The sequence below is a fragment of the Micromonospora sp. MP36 genome (assembly GCF_008119785.1).
In the GTDB taxonomy this organism is placed as follows: domain Bacteria; phylum Actinomycetota; class Actinomycetes; order Mycobacteriales; family Micromonosporaceae; genus Micromonospora.
This window is the reverse complement of sequence record NZ_VSFA01000117.1, coordinates 1-18,879: the sequence shown is the minus strand read 5'-3', so window position 1 is coordinate 18,879 and position 18,879 is coordinate 1. Positions and strand designations below refer to the sequence as shown.

Below are 18,879 nucleotides of genomic sequence, written 5' to 3'. Positions count from 1 at the left end.
GCGGTCGGCCCGCGCCCGATCAAGCCGATCCATCAGCACATGCAAGCGGCGGCTCTTGGCGAACCACTCCCGCTTGCTGCGGTAGCCGCCGGGCATCCGTCTGCTGCCCCGTTGCCCGACCGGCACAGACAATCGGTGTCGGATCATCGCGATCCCGGCTTCAAGCTTGCGGATGTGCGCCAGTTGGCACCTGCGGGCCAACGCCCATTGGTCATGCGAGGCCTTGGTGATCGCTCCCGCCCAGCGCGCTGACGAGTTCGGTGTCAGCTGCCGCTTGCGAGCCGCCCACGTGTGCGTGGAGTGCTTCAGTGCGTCAGCGCACCGGGTCTTGAGATCCTCCGAGGCTAGCGAGCCCAGATGTGAACCCACCAGGCGCAGGACCTTCTCGTCCTGACTGGTGAGGCTCTTCAAACGGTCGCTGACAGCGACCCCGGACGGGCCGGACACGACGAACGGTTGCTCAATCGAGCGCAGGTCAGCCATGCTCGGCGGCCTCGAGGGCCTTCTCGGCTCGGTTCCGGGCCGACCTTCGCCCGTACAGTCGGGCGCAGAACGACGTCAGCACTTCAACCATGTCACGGACCAGATCGTCGGCGACCTCACCATCGTCAAGCACGACCAGGCGGCGACCATGGGCGCTCAGCGCAGCCTCGACCAGCTCGACGTTCATACGACCGAGCCGGTCCTTGTGCTCCACTACGACGGTGGTCACGTTCGGGTCAGCGAGCAACCGGCGCGCCTTGGACCGAGCGCCGTTCATACCCGACCCAATCTCGGACTCCACGCGCACCACCCGGTGGCCAGCCTTGGCCGCCCACCCCGACAGTCGGGCTACCTGGCGCTCCAGATCGCTCTTCTGATCGTGCGAAGAGACCCGGGCATACAGGCCCAGGCCGCCGACCGCAGTTGGCGCGCTGTTCGCGTCCACGTTGACCAGAATCATGCGTGGGCCGACCCGCTGAGCCGGAACCGGCAAGGTGCCCTCACGAAACCAGCGGTACGCCGTGTGAGGACTAATCCCCTGCGCACGCGCCCACTCCGTCAGGTTCACGGGAACACCGTACCGCAACTCCAATCACTTCGTGCACACCTATGCACACTCCAGGCGCGAGCTGTTTCCGACCCCGGCGACGGTCTCCGGCCCGGCATAACCCTGCCCGAGCGCGGGTGTGAGCTTGCCGAGCAGGGTGTAGTCGATGTCGGAGGGCACGAGCGCGGCGAAATTGTGGGTGATGCCGCTGCTGATGCTGCCGGGTGCGATGTTGACGGCGCGCAGTCCCTGCTTGGCGTACTCGCCGGCGAGGGCGTGGGTGAACGCCTCCACACCGCCCTTGCTGGCCGAGTACGCGGCCATGAACGGATGCGAGAACGACGCGGAGGTCGAGCTGAAGTTGACGATCACGCCGCGGCCGGTGTCCAGCAGTGCCGGTAGGGCGGTTCGGGTGACCAGGAAGGTGCCGGTCAGGTTGACGGCGATGACGCGGTTCCACAGTTCGAGGCTGCAGTCGTGGGTGTGCGCGCCGCGCAGCATCCCAGCGGCGTTGACGAGCACGTCGAGGCGACCCAGGTCGGTGATGGCGCGGCCGACGACGTTTTGCACGGCGGTCTCGTCGGCGATGTCGAGCACCGCGGTGCTCAGCCGCGGCGCCGTGCCGGCGCTCTTGGCGCGGGCCTCGGTGTCGGCGAGTCCGTCGGTGGAGATGTCGGCGGCGACCACGGTGGCGCCTTCGTCGAGCAGACGCAGGACGGTGGCTTGGCCGATGCCGGATCCACCGCCGGTGACGATGGCGGTACGTCCGTCGAAGCGGTTCATGGGGGGTCCTCTCTGGTAAGCAGCGATGCGATTCAGGACCCCGGAGCCGGATCCGGGAGGGCCACGACCGAGGACCACCGACCCGGCTGGCGGTCACCGAGGGCATCACCCGCACGGCCGGGGCCATCATCAGCGCGGTGATGCCGATGGTAGCCGTGTTCGCGCTCTTCGCCGCGCTGCCGATGGCCGCTCTGCCATCTGCAGGCGGCCACCGGCCAAATCGGTGCGCACTGGCCCGACGACGGCAGCGTCCAGTTGCGGCAACTGGACGGTGCCGGCGCCAGGTCACGCACCGTCTGAAGACGGGACCCGCTTTTCGTAGATCACAATGGAACTGGTCGGAGTGGAGGGGACCCAGCCGTTGGCGGGACCGTCCGGGACACCGCCGGTCGCTACGGCCCAACTGCCGGCCTGCATGGCGTTGTCGTCTTCGGTCGTGGTGGTCAGTTGCGCGTACTGCTCCATGTTCTGGTTGAGCGTGTCCAGGCCCAGCTGGACCTTCTGGAAGCCGGTCAACCACTGCCTGATGGCCTCAATGAACTTCGGCTCGGCCGTGTCGCTCGACCACGAGGCGGTCAGCGCCTTGGTTGCGGCTATGACGTTCCGATAGCTGTCCTTGGCCTCGGTCTGGGCCTGCGCGAACGCCATGACCATGCCGGTGATGGTCGCCTGATCGGCGACGATCCCGTTGTTGGGGGTTGTCATGATTCTCCTTCTTCGTCATCCGGCGTGCGTCGCCGGAAGGCGGGCAATGTGGCCGCGTGTACCGCGTCCGGCCGACGGGTCGGGCCACGGCGGCGGATCGGTTGGGCATCCTGCGGCCTCACCCCCCTTCCGGCCGGGACCGTGCGCTCGCCGAGGAACCAGTACTCCCGGCGGGTGGTCAGGCAACGCCTGCGGCTAGTGAGCTAATTGGCGGTCACTCACCTTCGAGCCGTCCGAGTGGCGCCATCGGCATTTGGACCCTCTGGGCCCTGCCGTACAGCAGGCCGTCCCCTGCAGCCCAGCTGCCGGCCTGCACGGCGTTGTCGTCTTCGGTCGTGGTGGTCAGTCGCGCGTACTGCTCCATGTTCAGGTTGAGCATGTTCAGGCCGTGCTGGACCTTCTGGAAGCCGGCCAGCCACTGCTGGACGGCCTCAAGGAACCGATGCACGGCCACGTCGCTCTGCCACGAGTTTTGCAGCGCTATGCCTGCGGCTTGGACATTCGCGCTGCTGTTCTTGGCCTCGGTCTGGGCCTGGGCGAACGCCATGACCATGCCGGTGATGGTCGCCTCATCGGCGACGATCGGGAGTGTGATGCCTCGCGCGTCGTACCCGTACTGTTCCTCTGCCATGACTCTCCTTGTTCGTCATCCGGCGTGCTGTCGCCGGAAGGTGGGTGATGTGGCCGCGGGTACCGCGTCCGGCCGATGGGTCGGGCCACGGCGGCGGATCGGTTGGGCTCCCGGTGGGCGGTCGTCAGTCGGGCCTGTGACGCCGCCGTTCGGGTCCGGTCTTGGGTTGTGCCAAGCGGATGCGGCCAGCGGCTACGCCCGTCAGGTCACGCAATGCCTGCGGCTAGTGAGCCAATTGACGGTCACTCACCTTCGATCCGTCCAAGTGGGGCGAACGGCTTTTGGACAACCATGCCCCTCCGGAGCGGTTGGCCGGGGAGAGGCTGTTCGCCGCTGGCCGGCGTGGCCCAACTGCCGGCATGCATGGCGTTGTCGTCTTCGGTCGTGGTGGTCAGTCGGGCGTATTGCTCCATGTTCAGGTTGAGCATGTTCAGGCCATGCTGGACCTTCTGGAAGCCAGCCAACCACTGGTTGACGGCCTCAAGGAACCTCCCCGAGGCCGCGTCGCTCTGCCACTGGGCGGACAGAGTGCCCTGTGCGGCTGTGACGTTCCGATAGCTGTCGCTGGCCTCGGTCTGGGCCTGGGCGAACGCCATGACCATGCCGGTGATGGTCGCCTCATCGGCGGCGATCGGGAGTGTGATGCCTTGCGTGACGTACCCGTACTGTTTCTCTGCCATGACTCTCCTTGTTCGTCATCCGGGGCGCTGCCGGCGGAAGGTGGGTGATGTGGCCGCGTGTACCGCGTCCGGCCGATGGGCCGGGCCACGGCGGCGGACCGGTTGGCCCGGCGGGCGGCGCCGTGACGCCGCCCGGTCGGGTCCGGTCCTGGGTTGTGCCACGCGGATGCGGCCAGCGGCTACGCCCGTCAGGTCAGGCAATGCCTGCGGTTAGTGAGCCGGGTGACGGTCGAGTGGAGTCGGCGGCCATTGGACACGATTGCCGCTGACGAACTGGTGGTTGGGCGCCGTGGCCCAGCCGCCGGCCTGCATGGCGTTGTCGTCTTCGGTCGTGGTGGTCAGTTGCGCGTACTGCTCCATGCTCTGGCAGAGCTTGTTCAGGCCCTCCTGGACCTTCTGGAAGCCGGCCAGCCACTGGGTGACGGCCTCAAGGAACCTCTGCGCGGCCGAGTCGCTCTGCCACTGGGCCCGCAGAGTGGCCTGTGCTTCTACGACGTTCCGAAAGCTGTCGGCGGCCTCGGTCTGGGCCTGGGTGAACGCCATGACCATGCCGGTGATGGTCGCCTCGTCGGCCATCAGGCCGAACTCGCCGCCCACGATCCCTCTGTTGGGGGTTGCCATAATGACTCTCCTTGTCATCCGGCGGCTGTCGCCGGATGGTCCGTGATGTGGTCGCGCCCGCCGCGTCCGTCCGGTGGGTCGGGCCGCGGCGGCAGCAGCCGGGCCGGGACCGTGCATTCGCCGAGGAACCAGTACTCCCGGCCTGCGGTGACCTCCGGTCCGGCTCCGCCAGCGTCGCCGGAGCGGGTGCCGGAACCGAACCAGGTGGCCGGTGTCGCGGCACGATCCAGCAGCGCCTCCGCCTCGGGCGGCAGCACCACCACGTCGAGGGTCCGGTCCTGGTTGCGTCGCCGATCGGTGACCGACGTGACCGGGCCGAGGTCGACGGAGAGGTACCCGAACGCGAGCAGCAGCGCGGTCCACGCGGTGTCCGGCTCGGGCAGCCCGCGTACCAGCGGAGCGACCGCGGTGAGGCACAGGTCCCCGGAGCGTGACAGGTGCTGCCAGCGCAGCAGGTCCACGCAGGCGACCAGCGTCGGCAGCGGGTCCGGGTCGGGGCAGGCGACCGGCGGCTGGCCGTCGACCGGCGGCAGCCAGCTCAGCTCGCTGTGCCCGCGTACCGCCGGTGCCGGCTTGACCAGCTCGGCCGCGCCGATGCCCAGCCGGGCCAGCAGCCAGTGGTGCACCCGCCCGGTACGCATCGCGGTGACCGCCCAGGTCCAGGAGGCCGGCTCCCCCCGCCACCCCGACGCCCCCGCGACCGGCGGGCCGGCCCCGGCTTGCGGGTCCGATGCGAGCGGCGGGTCCGACCCGGCCGGCTGGGGGGCGCCGGCGGCGTACAGGTCGCGCGGGTCGCGCAGGTAGTTGTGCCGCGCGCCCTCCAGCCACAATGCCAGCGCGGGATGCCCCGCCGGGGCGAGGATCACGTCGTTGAGGACAATCTCGTCGGTGAGCGCGTGCACCGTGAACCCGTGCGCCGACGCGGCGACCCGGTCGAACAGTTCCGGCAACCGGGCCGGCCCGTCGGCCTCCGGCGGCCCGTGCCACCGGCCGCGGAACAGCCGGTACCCACCGTCCGCCGGGCCCTCGGCCCGCTCATCCGGCGGGCTGCCGGCCCGCTCGTCCGGCTGGAGCGCGCCGTCCGGGAGGAAGTGCAGGTCACCGTCGGCGTAGAGGCCGCCGAACCGGTGTACCACCTCGACCCGCAGGTGGTCGCTGGCCGCGGCGAAACCCTGCGGCAGCCCCCGGCTCAGCTCCAGGGCGTACGGGGTGTGCAGGGTCATCGGCGCGTTCGCGTGGAACAGTTCGGCCACGCTCACCAGGTGGATGCCGTGGGTGCTGGCCCAGGCCAGCAGGGCGCGTACCGGGGCCAGCGGATCGGACCGGCCGGCCCGCGCGGGCGGGGTGGCGCGGGCCGCGTCGAAGCGGGCCCGCGGGATGTCCGTCCACAGCACGAAGTCGACCTGGCCGGCGTAGCTGTCGGCCGCTGCGCCGTAGTTGGCCCAGAAGCCGTTCGACTCGGGCAGCGGCCGGCCGAGCCAGATGCCGTGCACGATGTGCGGGATGGCGGTGGTGTCGGGCAGCGGCGGCGTGTGCTCCGGTTGGCCCCAGAGCCGGGCGGCGCCGTCGCGCCGGAACGTGCTGACCCGGCCCGCGTCGGCGGCCAGGGCCGCGGGCGCCAGTTCGGCGGCGCTCGGGGCCGGACGCGTCATGCTCACCCGCCGCAACAGCGGCGCGACCAGGTGCGGGGCGAGACGGCGGACATCGGTGCCGGCGAGGAACTCCGGTGCCGGCGGCAGCTGGCGGGAGCCGAAGATGTCGCCGCCGATCCAGTGGCGCGCCAGGTTCTCCTCGGCCGTCCAGGTGTACAGGCTGGGGTAGGTCATCCGGCGCAGCCAGGCCAGCAGCGCCATGTCGCACGGCCAGGTGGTCGGCGCCGCGGACGGCCCGGGCAGGCAGGCCGCGGCCCGCAGCCGCCGCGCCAGTTCCACCGCCGGCTCGGGCACCGCGGCCAGCTCGGCCCGTTCGGCCGGCTCGGCCCGTTCGGCCGGCTCGGCCCGTTCGGCCGGCTCGGCCCGTTCGGCCGGCTCGGCCCGCTCAGCCGGCTCGGCGGTGCGGGCCGGTGGGGTGGGCGTACGACGGGGGCGGGTGGCGGTGCGGGTCATCGGCTGGCCTCGGTGGTTACCGCGGGCTCGGGTGCCAGAGCCGTCTGGATCAGCCGGCTGCCGCGCCGGGTGCACAGCAGCGCCCGGCCCGGGGGCAGCGGCCGCGGCTTGGTGCCACCCAGCAGCGGACCCTCCGTCGGCGGGCAGGACAGCGCTACGTCCGGCGTATTCAGTTCCTGGATGCGCCGCAGCAGCGGGTCCATCGACAGCCGCATCGCCCCGGCCGCAGCCCGCGCGACGACCACGTGCAGGCCGATGTCGCCGCCCTGGGGCAGCAACGGGATCAGGCCGGCCAGCGGATTGTCGGGCCCGGCGAGCAGTTCGTAGTCGTCGACCAGGACGTACAGCTCGGGGCCGGCCCACCAGTCGCGGGCACGCAGTCGTTCCGGGGTGATGTCGGAGCCGGGTACCCGCGGCTTGAGGCCGGCCAGCGCCTCGGCCGCATTGTCCCGGGTGCTGTCCGGCGAGACCGAGTAGCCTAGCCGGTAGGCCTCCGGTACGTCGTCGAAGAGCTGCCGCCGGTAGTCGACGGCCATGATGCGCGCCTGGGCCGGGGTGTGGCTGGCGACGATCGCCCGGGCGACGAGGCGCAGCAGGTTCGTCTTGCCACTCTCGCTGTCCCCCAGCACGGTCAGGTGCGGCATCGCCCGGAAGTCGTGCCACACCGGCGCGAGCTGGTCCTCGTCCACGCCGAGCGCGATGCGGGCGTCCTGCGGCGCCGGCAGCTCGGCCATCGGCAGCGAGGCCGGCAGGGTGCGTACCGCAGCGGCCCGTTCGCCGGTCCAGCTGTCCGCCACCGCGGACACCAGGTGCTCGGTGGCCGCGGCGATTCCCTCGGCCGACTGGACGCCGTCGATGCGCGGCAGCGCGCCGAGGAAGTGCAGCTTCGCGTCGGTCAGCCCGTGCCCCGGCCGGCGGGGCACCTGGGCCGCCGCGCGCAGGTCGATCCCGGACTCCACCGGGTCGCCCAGGCGCAGTTCGAGGCGGGTCCCGATCTTGTCCCGCATCGACATGTGCAGCTCCGACCAGCGGCCCATGGAGACCATCATGTGTACCCCGTAGTTCAGGCCGCGGGCCGCGATGTCCCGGGCCATCTCCTCGACCGGCTCGAACTCCTGACGCAGCGCGAACCACCCGTCCACGACCAGGAACACGTCGCCGAACCGGTCCTCCGGGATGCGACCGTCGGCCTGCGCCTGCCGGTAGGCGTCCCGGCCATGGATGCCCAGGTCCGCGCAGCGGCGTTCCCGCTCGACCAGGATCGAGCGGACCTCGGCCACCGTGCGGCCCACCCGCTCCGGTTCGTGCCGGCCGGCCACGCCGCCGATGTGCGGCAGGTCGGCCAATCCGGCCAGCGAACCGCCGCCGAAGTCGAGGCAGTAGAACTGCACCTGCCGCGGCGAGTGGGTCAGGGCCAGCCCGCACACCAGCGACCGCAGCAGGGTGCTCTTGCCGCTCTGCGGCCCGCCGGCCACGCCCACGTGCCCGCCGACCCCGGCCAGGTCCACCACGAGCAGGTCGCGCATCTGCTCGAACGGCTTGTCGATGAGACCGACCGGTACCTGCAGGTACGCCTGCTGGCCGGCGTCGATCGGACGCAGCCCGTGCTCGGGGTCGGGCAACAGCGGCGGCAGCACGTCGTCCAGGGTCGGCGCCTCCTCCAGCGGTGCCATCCACACCTGGTGTGCCGGCGGACCCTGGTCGACCAGCCGGTCCACCAGCGCGTGCAGCACGGTGGTGCCGGTGTCGGCCGGCTCGTCCGGTGCCTGGTCCGCTGGCGGGCGCGGCGTCGAGATGGCGGGCGCGGCGGCCCGGGCGGTGAACGGGACGACCTGGCTGGCGATCACCTCGCGGTGCAGCCTGGTGCCGCGTACCCGGTGCGGGCCGGACACGTACGCGGCCTTGAACCGGGTGATGCTGGTGACGCTGGAGCGCAGGTATCCGTTGCCCGGATCGCCCGGCAGCTCGTACGCGTCGGGCACGCCGATGACCGCCCGCGACTCCATTGCGGAGAAGGTACGCAGCCCGATGCGGTACGACAGGTGGCCCTCAAGCTGGTGAATGCGCCCGTCCTCCAGCCGCTGCGAGGCCAGCAGCAGGTGCACGGCGAGCGATCGGCCGAGCCGACCGATCATCACGAACAGTTGGATGAAGTCGGGGTTGGCCGCGATCAGCTCGCTGAACTCGTCCACCACCACGAACAGGGTGGGCAGCGGGTCGAGTTCGGCACCCTGGGCGCGGGCCTTCTCGTAGTCGCGCGCCGAGGTGAAGTTGCCGGCCCGGCGCAGCAGCTCCTGCCGGCGTACCAGTTCCCCTTGCAGGGTGGTCTGCATCCGGTCGACCAGCGCGGCCTCGTCGGCCAGGTTGGTGATGAGCGCGGAGACGTGCGGCAGCCGGTCCAGCCCGACGAAGGTGGCGCCGCCCTTGAAGTCCACCAGCACGAAGTTGAGGGTCTCCGAGGAGTGGGTGGCCGCCAGGGCCAGTACCAGGGTGCGCAGCAGTTCGCTCTTACCCGACCCGGTGGCGCCGATGAGCATGCCGTGCGGCCCCATCCCGCCCTCGGCGGACTCCTTGATGTCCAGCTCGATGGGGGAGCCGTCGGCGGCCACCCCGATGGGTACCCGCAGCCGGTCGGCGGGCGTGCGGGCCTGCCACCGCTCGCGCGGGTCGAAGGTGTCCAGATTGGGGATGTCCAGCAGGTCGGGCAGGTCGAGGACGGCGCTGAGCCCGCTGGCCGGCTGCTCGCCGGTGACCTTGGTGGCGTGCCGGGCCATGATCCGGGCCAGCGTCCGCAGCCGGGGCACATCCAGGTGGTCCGGTGCGGCGAGCCGGGTGCGCACCTCCCGGCCCACGTGGTCCTTCTCGATCATGTCCACGTCGGTGGCGGACACCTCCAGGTTGAGCACGTTGTCCCCGTCGGCGAGGCCGCGGCCGTCGAAGTCGACGAGGACGGCGTTGCGGTACCCGGAGACGGTCAGCCGGGCGCCAGCCGGGATGACGCCGCCGTCGCAGACCACCACGACGAACGGTTCCTCGCGGGATGGCTGGGCGTCGTCCTCGTACCGGGAACGGGCCGCGAACTCCGTACCCAGCAGCCGCTCCACATCTTCCAGCGTGGCGCCGAACAGCCGTACCGGCCCGGCGGTGTCGACGTCGGTGGCATGCTTGGCGTGCGGCAGCCACTTGGCCCACTCCCACCGCGCGGCCTGCTCGGCGCCGACGCACAGAGCCAGCCGCAGCTCATCCGGGGCGTGGAAGGTGACCAACTGGGCGAGCATGGCGCGCACCATGCCCAGCGCCACATCCTGGTCGCCACCGATCCGCACGTGCGCGAACCCGGGCAGGCACAGCGCGACGGGCTGGTCAGGCACCGTCGTGTACGCCCTGATGAACCGGCGCAACGCCTTTGCGCACACCGGTTCCAGGTCCTCTACCGGCTTGGTCTCCATCGGACTGATTCGCACCGCGAGCCGCTGGGCGCCGGTACCGACCCGGATCTCGCCGAAGTCCGGATGCGTCGGCCGGCGCTCCCACAGCCGGCTGGTCATCGCCAGCGACCACAGCGACTGCGGGTCGGGGTGCCGCCAGGCCAGCGCGGCCTGCTGTTCCGCCGCGTAATTGCGGACCTGCCCTCTGGTCTGGGACAGATAGCGGAAGTAGTCGCGCCGGTCGCCGTTGATCTGCTGCTTGCGGTTGCCGGCGTGCATCGTCATCTGGAACACCGCCATGCCCAGCATGCCGCCGCCCATCATGACGAGCATGACGATGCCCATCGGGCCTCTGAACGAGTTACCCAGCATCATGAACATGAACCCGCCGGTCATCAGCAGGCTTGGCAGGATCATCCCGAGCGAGCGGAATCCTGCGGGCTGGACCTCCGGGACGACCGGCGGCTCCTGCAGGGTGATCTCGCCGTGCGGCAGCTCGGGTCCGTTGCGGCGGGCCGGCCGCCGGAAAGGTCTAGTGCTCACATCCATCACACGGCTGCGAGCCGGAAAGAGTTGACCGGTACCGAGATCGATACTTTCCGCACCGCGAGATTCAGGAGACGCCGTCTGCCGGGTGGGGCGAGTCGGGGGCCGGCGGCGATCAGAACGACCTTCTCCGCAGGGGAGTTCCGGCCGACCCCGGCTGGCGGTACGACCGCAGCCTCTCCTGCGTCGCGTCCGGGCTGTCCACCGGTGGCAGCGCCAGTGGTTCCGGTAGCTCGTACAGGTCGACGTCGACGGCGAAGGGCACCCCGTCCACTCCCTCCTCCGGGGCACCCGCCGACGCCGGCCGGGTGAGCAACAGCTTCAGGTCGTCGTGTTCACGGTCACCGGTCCAATACACGTCCTTCGTCGTGATCAACCGCTGGAAGTGGTTGCCGCACCGGACGATGGCACCCGCCTCCACCGAGACGTTCGGCCGCCAGACGCCGTCCCCACGGTTGTGTTCGAACCGCAGCCTCCAGCGCCGCCCACTCGCGGACGCCGACATCCCGACCTGCAGTTCGAGGATCTTCTGGACGTCGCCGGAGAACACCAGCCGCTGCGCGTAGAGGGACTCCTTGTCCACCACGGTGAACTGCCACGTACCGCTCATATTCACTGCCGGCATTTTCGGACACCTTTTCTCTTGACCACGTACACGGGAGGCAGGTCAGGCCGCCAGGGCTGCCCGCACGTCGGCCGCGTACAACTGGCGCATCTCCTCGATGGTCGGTGCGGCGGCGCCGCGCAACCGGTTGGCCTGCTTGGTGATGGTGCGTTCGAGCAACTGGCGGGCGTACCGGCCGTTGCCGAAGGTCTCGTCCCGGGCGAGGCTGTCGAAGTGCTCAGACAGCAGGGGAATGCTGTCGTTGCTGAACTCGAAGCCACCGTCGCGGGCCAGCGTCTGCAAGATGGACACCAGTTCCGAGGCGGTGTACGACTCGAACGGGATCTGCCGGCTGAACCGGGAGGCCAGCCCCGCGTTGTTGGCCAGGAACCGGCGCATGTCCCCGGTGTACCCGGCCGCAATCACCACGATGTCGTCCCGATGGTCCTCCATCAGCTTCACCAGTGTGTCGATGGCTTCCCGACCGAAGTCGTTGCCCTGGCCGGTCAGCGCGTACGCCTCGTCGATGAACAGCACGCCGCCGCGCGCCCGGTTGAACACGTCGGTGGTCTTGACGGCAGTGTGCCCGACGTACTCGCCGACCAGGTCGGCCCGGGAGACCTCGACGAGTTGGCCGGTGCGCAGCACACCCATCGCGCTGAGCAGTTGCCCGTACAGCCGGGCCACGCTGGTCTTGCCGGTGCCGGGCGGCCCGGCGAACACCAGGTGCCGCGAGATCGTGGGAGTGGGCAGGCCGGCCCGGGTCCGGGCCTCGGTGGAGGCGATCAGGTCGATGACGTCGGTCACCTCGCGCTTGACCGCGTCCAGGCCGACCATCGAGTTCAGCCGCCCGAGCAGGTCCTGGACGGCCTGCGCCACGCCGGCCGGCGCCGACGGCCCGGCCGCCTGTTCGCCCAGGTCCTCGGGCAGCAGCCGGGCCAGTTCGAGGTCCGAGGCCTGCGGGGTGCTCGACAGCCGGTACGCCTGGCGCCCCAGCATGTCCTCGAAGACCTGCCGGGCCACCCGGGCGTTGCCGAAGGTCTCGTTGCGGGCCATCTCGCCGAAGTGACGCACCAGGGCCTGCCGCGTCTCGTACTCCAGCGCGTAGTGGTGGGCGCGGCAGAGCCGCTCGACGATCTCGGCCAGTTCGTCGTCGGAGTAGCTGTCGAACTGGATGGTGCGGGCGAAGCGGGACTCCAGGCCCGGGTTGGCGGCCAGGAAGGTACGCATGTTCGGGGTGTAACCGGCAACCACCACGACCACCTCGTCCCGGTGGTCCTCCATCAGCTTGACCAGGGTGTCGATGGCCTCCCGGCCGAAGTCGTGGCCGCCGCTGCCCCCGCCGGTCGAGAGCGTGTACGCCTCGTCGATGAACAGCACCCCGCCCAGGGCTTCCTCGAACCGGGCCGTGGTCTTCACGGCGGTGCCGCCGACGTGCTCGGCGACCAGGTCGCTGCGGGACACCTCGACCAGTTGCCCGCTGGAGAGCACCCCGAGGGTGGCCAGGATCCGGGCGAAGATGCGGGCCACAGTGGTCTTACCGGTGCCGGGTGGCCCGGCGAAGACCAAGTGCCGGGACATGGGCGGTACGTGCAGCCCGGCCTCCCGGCGACGCTTGGCGATCTGGTTGAGCCCGACCAGGGTGGCCACCTCGTGCTTGACCCCGGCCAGGCCGACCAGCCCGTCCAGTTCGCGCAGCAGCGCGGCCACCGGCCCGTCCGCCTCGCCGCCGCCACCCGCCCCGCCGCCACCCGGTGTCCCGGCACTCGGCGCCCCGGCACTCGGCAGCCCGTCACCGGGCGCGCCGGCACCGGGACCGGGACCGCCGTCGGCGGGTACCGTGGGACCAGGTGGCCCGACGCCGGACGGCGCTGGGCGCGGGGCACGGGTACCGGACGGGTTCCCGGGCGGGGCGACGCCCGGCCCGGCACCTCCGGTCGGGGCGGGAACGGATCCCGGGGCGCCGCCGGCCGCCGGGGCGTCCGGCCGCCCGGACCCGGGCACCGGAAGAGAAATCGGACGTCCATTGTGGCCGGTGTCGACGTCAGACAGTTCGACCGCGGCGGTCGGGCTCGGCGCGTCCACGGCGACGCCGCCGTTGCCGCGCACCACGCCGCCGCGAAGCCGCACCGGCGCATCGGTCTCCACCACGACACCCGGGCCCTGGTTGCCCACGATCTCGCAGTCCGTCGCGGTGACGGAGCTGCCGGCGCCGGCCCGGATCCCCGGGCCGCGGCTGCCGCTGATCCGGCTGCGGGACAGGGTGACCGCGCTGGGGCCGCCGGTCACCACGCCCGGCCCGCCCGAGTCCTCCACCGCCACCGAGGACAGCGTGGGGCGGGCGGTTCCGGCCACCTCCACGCCGAGCCGACAGCCGGTGAGCCGGGAGTTGGACAGCACGGTGGCCGCGCTGTCGGCGAGCTTCGCCCCGGCGGCCCGCGCACCGGTGACCTGGCCGTCAGAGAACCGGCCGGCACCGCCGGTCGCGTGCAGGCCGTACCGGACGCCCTCGATGGACAGGCTGTGCAGTTGCGGGGCGGCCTCCTGCTCGATCGCCACACCGATGGGGACGTCGCGTACCTCGACCCCGTCCAACCGCGCCTCCGACCGGCCGGTCAGGAACACGCCCGCGTCGGCGCAGGCCGCCACGGCACCCCGGGTGAGGTGCGGCGCCGCCGCGTCGTTGACCACCACCCCGGCCGCGCCGCAGTCGCGCACCTCGCAGTTCGTCAGCTTCGGCCGGGAGGTGCCCCGGCAGTCGAGGCCGTGGCCGCGGGCCCGGATGATGAGCGTGTCGGAGAGCGCGGGCGCCGACTGCGCCATGGTGACCACGGCGTGCACCCGGGTGTCCAGGATCTCGCAGCGTTCCAGCACCGGGGCCGCCTCGTCGCTGGCAAGCAGCCCGACTTCGCCGCCGAGCACCGTGGTCCCGTCCAGGTACGGCCGGGCGGCCTGCTGCGCCACGACGGCGTACTGGCCGACCTCGTCGATGCGGCAGCTCTCCAGGCGTGGGGCGCTGGCGCCCACGGCCAGTAGCGCCGCCTCCGCGATCCCGGTGAGCGTGCACTCCCGGAACACCGGGGCGCTCCGCCCGGACGCCAGTATCGCGTACTTGGCGATGTCGTGTACGCGCACGCCGGTGTACTCGCCCGCGCCGGCCTCGTGGACGATGCCGGCTCCGCCGGTGTTACTGATCGCGCCGCCACGCATCGCCACGGCGCCGCCGCGCACGTGGATCGCGGCCGGCGCCGTGGCGTCGATGGTGCACGCCTCCAGGCGAACCCGGCCGGCGGCCACCTGGAACAGCGGCATCCGCTCGTCGCCGCCGCGGATGGCGATGTCCTGGATCAGGATCTCGCCACCGGCAGCCAGGATGGCCCCGCCCGTGGGTACCTCGATGGTGACGGTGCCCGGGCCGTCCTCGGCGACCAGGACGACATCCCGGCGGAACAGCGGCGCCTCGCGGTACACGCCAGGGCGTACCGCAACGGTGTCGCCGGGCGTCGCCGAGTCCAGGGCCCGGGAGATGTCGGTGAGGCAGCCGGTGTCCCTGGCCGACACCGACAGCACGCTGGTGGTCACGAATTTACTCCTTCATGGCTGTCGCCGGCCGGTCCGGGCTGGAGCGCGAACGGGCGGTCGCCGGCCGCGAAGCCCAGCGGCCACGGCAGCGGCGCGGGCGCCGCGCCTTGCGACTGTGCGGCGAGCGCGTCGCGCAGCTTGCCGGCGACCCGCTCGTCGAGCCGGCGTTCGTGGTGCCCGAAGACGATCTCCCGCAGCAGCACGCACGGCGCGCCGTCCGGCCCCTCGTCGACGCCGAGCACCGCGAAGCGGGTGCCGGCGGCGAACATGGCCTGCCCGGCCTGGGCACCCGGCCCGCCCGGGACACCCAGGTGGTCCAGCCGACGCGCGGTGGCCGACCAGATCGCGTACCGGCCCGCGCCGCCCTCGGTGCCGCCGTCCACCGACACCGCGGTGAAGGCCGGCTCCACCAGTAGTTCTCCGGGACGGTACCGGCCGGTCACGTCCAGTCCGGCGGGTACCGCGGCGAAGACGGGGCCCCCGATGGCCGGCAGTTGTGCTAGCCCCGCGCAGCCACATCGGGCCAGCAACTGGACGTCCTCGTCGGGCGTACCCCCACCGCGCAGCGCGCCGTTGACCCGCTCGCCCACTCCGTCGAGCAGGGCCAGCACCGCGACCAGCCCGGCCATCATGTCGTGCGTGCCGACCGCACTGCGCAGCCCCGGGTGCAGCGACAGCGCCCGGGTCACCGTCCGGGAGTGCGCCTGGAACTTCCAGTCCAACACGGTACGCAGCCGCTCTCGGTCCGCCTCGTCGGTGCGCGCCCGTACCCCGAACCACGCCGCCCCCGGCCGGTCGGCGCGTGGCGTCGGCGGCGGGCCCTCGCCCGCGCCGTTCGCCGGGGCATCGGTGGTGTCCAGGCCGGTCGCGGGGGCGGCAGGGGCGATGGTGGCCACGGCGGCAGCCGAGGTGGCGGCAGTCGGGGTGGCGACAGTCGAGGCGGCGGCCAGCGGCCGGCAGGTGTCCAGTTCCAGCCGGAGCGGTGGGATCTCGGGCAACACCATGCGCCGGACGCTGAGGTCGGGCCGGGGCACCTCGATCACCGGAACCGCCAGGCCGCGCACCCCGAGCGCGGCTTCCACCCCCGAAGACATCCCGGGCCCCGATTCCGGTGCCGCAGCGGGTGACGCGGTCGCCGCCGGGTCGGCGAGCGACGGGGCGGTCCCCGGATCGGTGGTCACTGGCGGCGGCGCCGGCCCGGGCGGTGGCGACGACACCGGGGACGGCGGCTGACGGTTCCCGTTGCGGCCGGGCACCCCGCCGGTCGGGAAGTGGCGGGCGCGTGCCGGCCCCAGTGGGGGCAGCAGGCGACCCGCCGGCTCCGGATCGTCCCCGCCGTCCGGGCGCCAGCACCAGAACAGCCCGTTCGCGAAGGCGCGCCCGAAGGTGAAGCGGATCCCGGAGTCCGAGGCGTAGACCGGTGCCCCCAGGTCGACCGCGAGCTGGTGCAGTATCGGCCCGGCGCCGTCGGCCGGCGCGGGCCGCTGGGTGACCAGCAGCACCGGCCGACCCCGCCACCGGGGGCAGTGCCAGATCGCCTGGGCCAGGTCGGCAGCGGTCAACGGCCGGCCGCCCAACTGGAAGCCGGACCGGCCGGCCTCGACCGCGAGCGCGAACCAACCCGCTGGGCCGGGGGTGACCGATCCAGGGGCCTCCCACGGCCCCAGATCGAGCACCGGCACCCGCGAACCGGCGCCCGGCAGGATGCGCGCCACGGCGGCACCCACCGCCTTCGACGCCTGGCGCAGGTACCGCGCCACGTGCTGCCCGGCCGGTACGCCCTCGGCTGGCTGCGAAAGTTTCCAGGACGACGGCAGGGGTACCCGCTGCCACGGGGCGAGCACCTCGGTCACGGCTGCACCGGCCGCTGCGTACCGCCATCCGGTTTGGCCCCGGGCGCCGCGTCCGGCAGCCGCGGGCCCGCCGGTGCTACGCCGTCGGGCGATGGGACGTCGGACGAGGGGGCATCGGCCGGTGGGTCGTCGTCGGCACCGGGTACCCGCCAAACGACCGCCTCGGCGTCGGGCCGGCACAGGTGCACCAGGGCACGGTGCACGGAGATCTCGTCTAGGGGCTCGGCGGGCTCATCCCCGGTCAGGTGCGCGGCCAACTGCGGATCCGGCGCCAGGCCGTAGTTCTCCAGGTAGTACGCGACCGCCTCACTCCACAGCCAGGTCCCGTCGGTACGCAGGTGCATCGGTACCACGTCGCCCCGGTCCGGGGCCAGAATGTCGGGCATCTCGGCGCTGCTCCAGGCGATGACCATCCCTCCGCGCAGCGCGGCGAGCAGGTCGTCGCGTTCCGTGGCATCGGAGACCACCGGCCGGTTGCTGGCGAACCACGGGCCGCGTACCGGATCGACGCCGTCGAAAAGCCGGGCGGTGGCCACTGGCGCGGCCGGCCGCGCCGCCCACAGCAGGGCACCGCACGAGCGGGCCAGGGTCTGGTAATACGGCGCGGGCAGCCCGGCCCAGCAGACCTCGACCTGGGCCTCGGCGTCCCCGGCCTCGACCATCCGCTGTCGCAATTCGACGCTGAGCGTGCGGAGGGTGTCCATAGTGTCGTCGACGCTGACCACGGCCACCCGTACCGGGTCTTGCCAGGGCCGGGCGCTGGACGGCATCCGCCATGCCCGCCACACCGCGCGTACCCCCGGGTTTGCCGACGCCGCGGCCACCAGCGCCCGGTCCACCGGGTCGAGGGTGTCGACCGGGTCGGCGCTGCGGTCCTGCGGGAGCACCATCAACGCCAGGTCTTCCTGTGTGGTCGGCAGGTCGGACAGGAACTGCCACGGTGCCGGCGGACGTTCTCCGCGCAGCTCCTCCAGCGCCAGGCCGAGGTCGATGTCCCCGCCACTGAATGCCAGTTCCTCGCGCAGCGCCGCGATCTCGTCGGCGTCTAGTTGCAGCGGCTGGGAGACTGCCTCGAAGGCAATCGCCTGTACCACGTCCAGCCGCCGACCGGCGGCCAGCGCGTCCCGCGCGTCGGTCAGTACCCGATCCGGCAGCGACCCGGCCAACCGCAGCAGCAACGCGTGCATGCTCTCGTCACGGCCGCCGTCCCGTGTCGTCTCCGGTGCCACATCCAGGTCCGCGTCCACGTCCACGGTCACCACCCTCCTTCACCCCGTCCAGGGTTCATCTGTGGTACGCCCGGCGTGCCAGCAGGGTTCACTACTGCCACGGGCCCGGACGCGCCTACTTGTGCCGCCACCACGACTCGGTGCTGACCCGGTCGAACTTACGGAACTCCGTGCTGACCTGGCGGCCGTGCACGATCATTCCCGCGTACCAGGTGCGGGCCACGTAGTTGAACGGCCCCATGTCGAGCGGGCCGGCCTCCCGGGCGTTGGTGACGCAGAAGTCGAACATGTCCCGGCAGAACTCCAGCACCGTCTCCCGCCGGCCGCCGGTGAGCCCGCAGTTGAGCAGCGGGACACCCCGGTTGTCGGACAGGAACTGCAACAGCTTGGCGCTGCCGCCGTGCTGATACACCATCCACGGGATGCACAGCGGCGCCGGCTCGTCGCCCACGTATAGCCGGTCGTCCATTTCGGGGAACGGATCGCGCAGCATCTCCACGTCGGTACCGTCGACGCACCACACCTGGTCGATGTCGGGGTGCTCGCGCAGGTACCGCCACCAGCACAGCCAGCGGTGGAAGTACGGCGAGCCGAACGCCCCGCCCGGCGCCACCCGCACGTGCGTGACCAGGTCGGTGTCCGGCTCGTCGAGGCAGTCGTGCAGCACCACCAACCGCCGCCCGTGCCGCTCGACGGAGCGGCGCAACTCGGCCAGGTCGGCGTAGTTCGGTGTCCAGGTGGTGCCGCGCTGCGGGTCGGGCTGCGCGGTGAGGTACGTGGTCAGCACCACGTTTTGCGCCGCCGCACCGACCGGGCGGGTGCGGAACTCGCGGTACTCGGCCGAGGTGTAGCTGGCCTCCGACCGGGTCTTGAGGTTGCGCACCAGGTGGAAGCGCTCGATGTCGGACACGCTGGAGCCGACCTTGGTGCGTTCGTCGCAACTGAAGATGAGGTCTTCGCTGCCCACCACGTCGGCGAACCGGAACGAGGTCAGGCCGGCGTTGTAGATCCGGTTGGAGAGGTCCAGGTGCTCGTACCCCCACCGGCCGTACCGGGTGTCGTACCCGCCCACCCGGTCCAGC

General features: G+C 71.9%; 14 protein-coding genes. All 14 read right to left on the bottom strand.

The window, feature by feature from the left end:
- A partial coding sequence (locus FXF52_RS35675) for a hypothetical protein (RefSeq protein ID WP_222870858.1) occupies positions 1–483 on the bottom strand: 483 nt, incomplete at its 3' end.
- Complete coding sequence (locus tag FXF52_RS35670) at positions 476–1,051, bottom strand: IS607 family transposase (RefSeq protein WP_148804006.1); 576 nt, start codon at positions 1,049–1,051, stop codon at positions 476–478. The genes FXF52_RS35670 and FXF52_RS35675, both read right to left, overlap by 8 nt.
- Positions 1,052–1,090: 39 nt before the next feature.
- Entirely contained in the window at positions 1,091–1,813 is a 723-nt protein-coding gene (locus FXF52_RS35665) for an SDR family NAD(P)-dependent oxidoreductase (RefSeq protein WP_148804004.1), read from the bottom strand.
- Positions 1,814–2,098: 285 nt separating this feature from the next.
- A complete protein-coding gene (locus tag FXF52_RS35660; protein ID WP_148804002.1) occupies positions 2,099–2,518 on the bottom strand; it encodes a WXG100 family type VII secretion target in 420 nt (139 codons plus the stop codon).
- Between the two features lie 214 nt (positions 2,519–2,732).
- On the bottom strand, positions 2,733–3,149 hold the full coding sequence (locus tag FXF52_RS35655) for a hypothetical protein (RefSeq protein WP_148804000.1): 417 nt from the start codon (positions 3,147–3,149) through the stop codon (positions 2,733–2,735).
- A gap of 242 nt (positions 3,150–3,391) precedes the next feature.
- A complete protein-coding gene (locus FXF52_RS35650; protein ID WP_148803998.1) occupies positions 3,392–3,829 on the bottom strand; it encodes a WXG100 family type VII secretion target in 438 nt (145 codons plus the stop codon).
- 210 nt (positions 3,830–4,039) lie between these two features.
- Entirely contained in the window at positions 4,040–4,450 is a 411-nt protein-coding gene (locus tag FXF52_RS35645) for a WXG100 family type VII secretion target (protein WP_148803996.1), read from the bottom strand.
- Positions 4,451–4,464: 14 nt separating this feature from the next.
- A complete protein-coding gene (locus FXF52_RS35640) occupies positions 4,465–6,555 on the bottom strand; it encodes a hypothetical protein (RefSeq protein ID WP_148803994.1) in 2,091 nt (696 codons plus the stop codon).
- Positions 6,552–10,526 (bottom strand): type VII secretion protein EccCa, encoded by a 3,975-nt coding sequence (gene eccCa / locus FXF52_RS35635; protein WP_148803992.1) that lies wholly within the window; start codon positions 10,524–10,526, stop codon positions 6,552–6,554. The genes FXF52_RS35640 and eccCa overlap by 4 nt, the downstream gene beginning before the upstream one ends.
- A gap of 118 nt (positions 10,527–10,644) precedes the next feature.
- Positions 10,645–11,154: a hypothetical protein gene (locus FXF52_RS35630; RefSeq protein ID WP_148803989.1), complete on the bottom strand. Its 510-nt coding sequence runs from the start codon at positions 11,152–11,154 to the stop codon at positions 10,645–10,647.
- A gap of 42 nt (positions 11,155–11,196) precedes the next feature.
- The gene (locus FXF52_RS43915; RefSeq protein WP_148803987.1) at positions 11,197–14,715 is read right to left on the bottom strand and encodes an AAA family ATPase; all 3,519 of its coding nucleotides are present in this window, start codon (positions 14,713–14,715) and stop codon (positions 11,197–11,199) included.
- Positions 14,712–16,568: a hypothetical protein gene (locus tag FXF52_RS35620; RefSeq protein WP_148803985.1), complete on the bottom strand. Its 1,857-nt coding sequence runs from the start codon at positions 16,566–16,568 to the stop codon at positions 14,712–14,714. Before FXF52_RS35620 ends, FXF52_RS43915 begins: the two co-directional genes overlap by 4 nt.
- Entirely contained in the window at positions 16,565–17,827 is a 1,263-nt protein-coding gene (locus FXF52_RS35615; RefSeq protein ID WP_148803982.1) for a hypothetical protein, read from the bottom strand. The genes FXF52_RS35620 and FXF52_RS35615 overlap by 4 nt, the downstream gene beginning before the upstream one ends.
- Positions 17,828–17,912: 85 nt before the next feature.
- On the bottom strand, positions 17,913–18,879 hold a 967-nt coding region (locus FXF52_RS42095), incomplete at its 5' end, for a hypothetical protein (protein ID WP_222870856.1).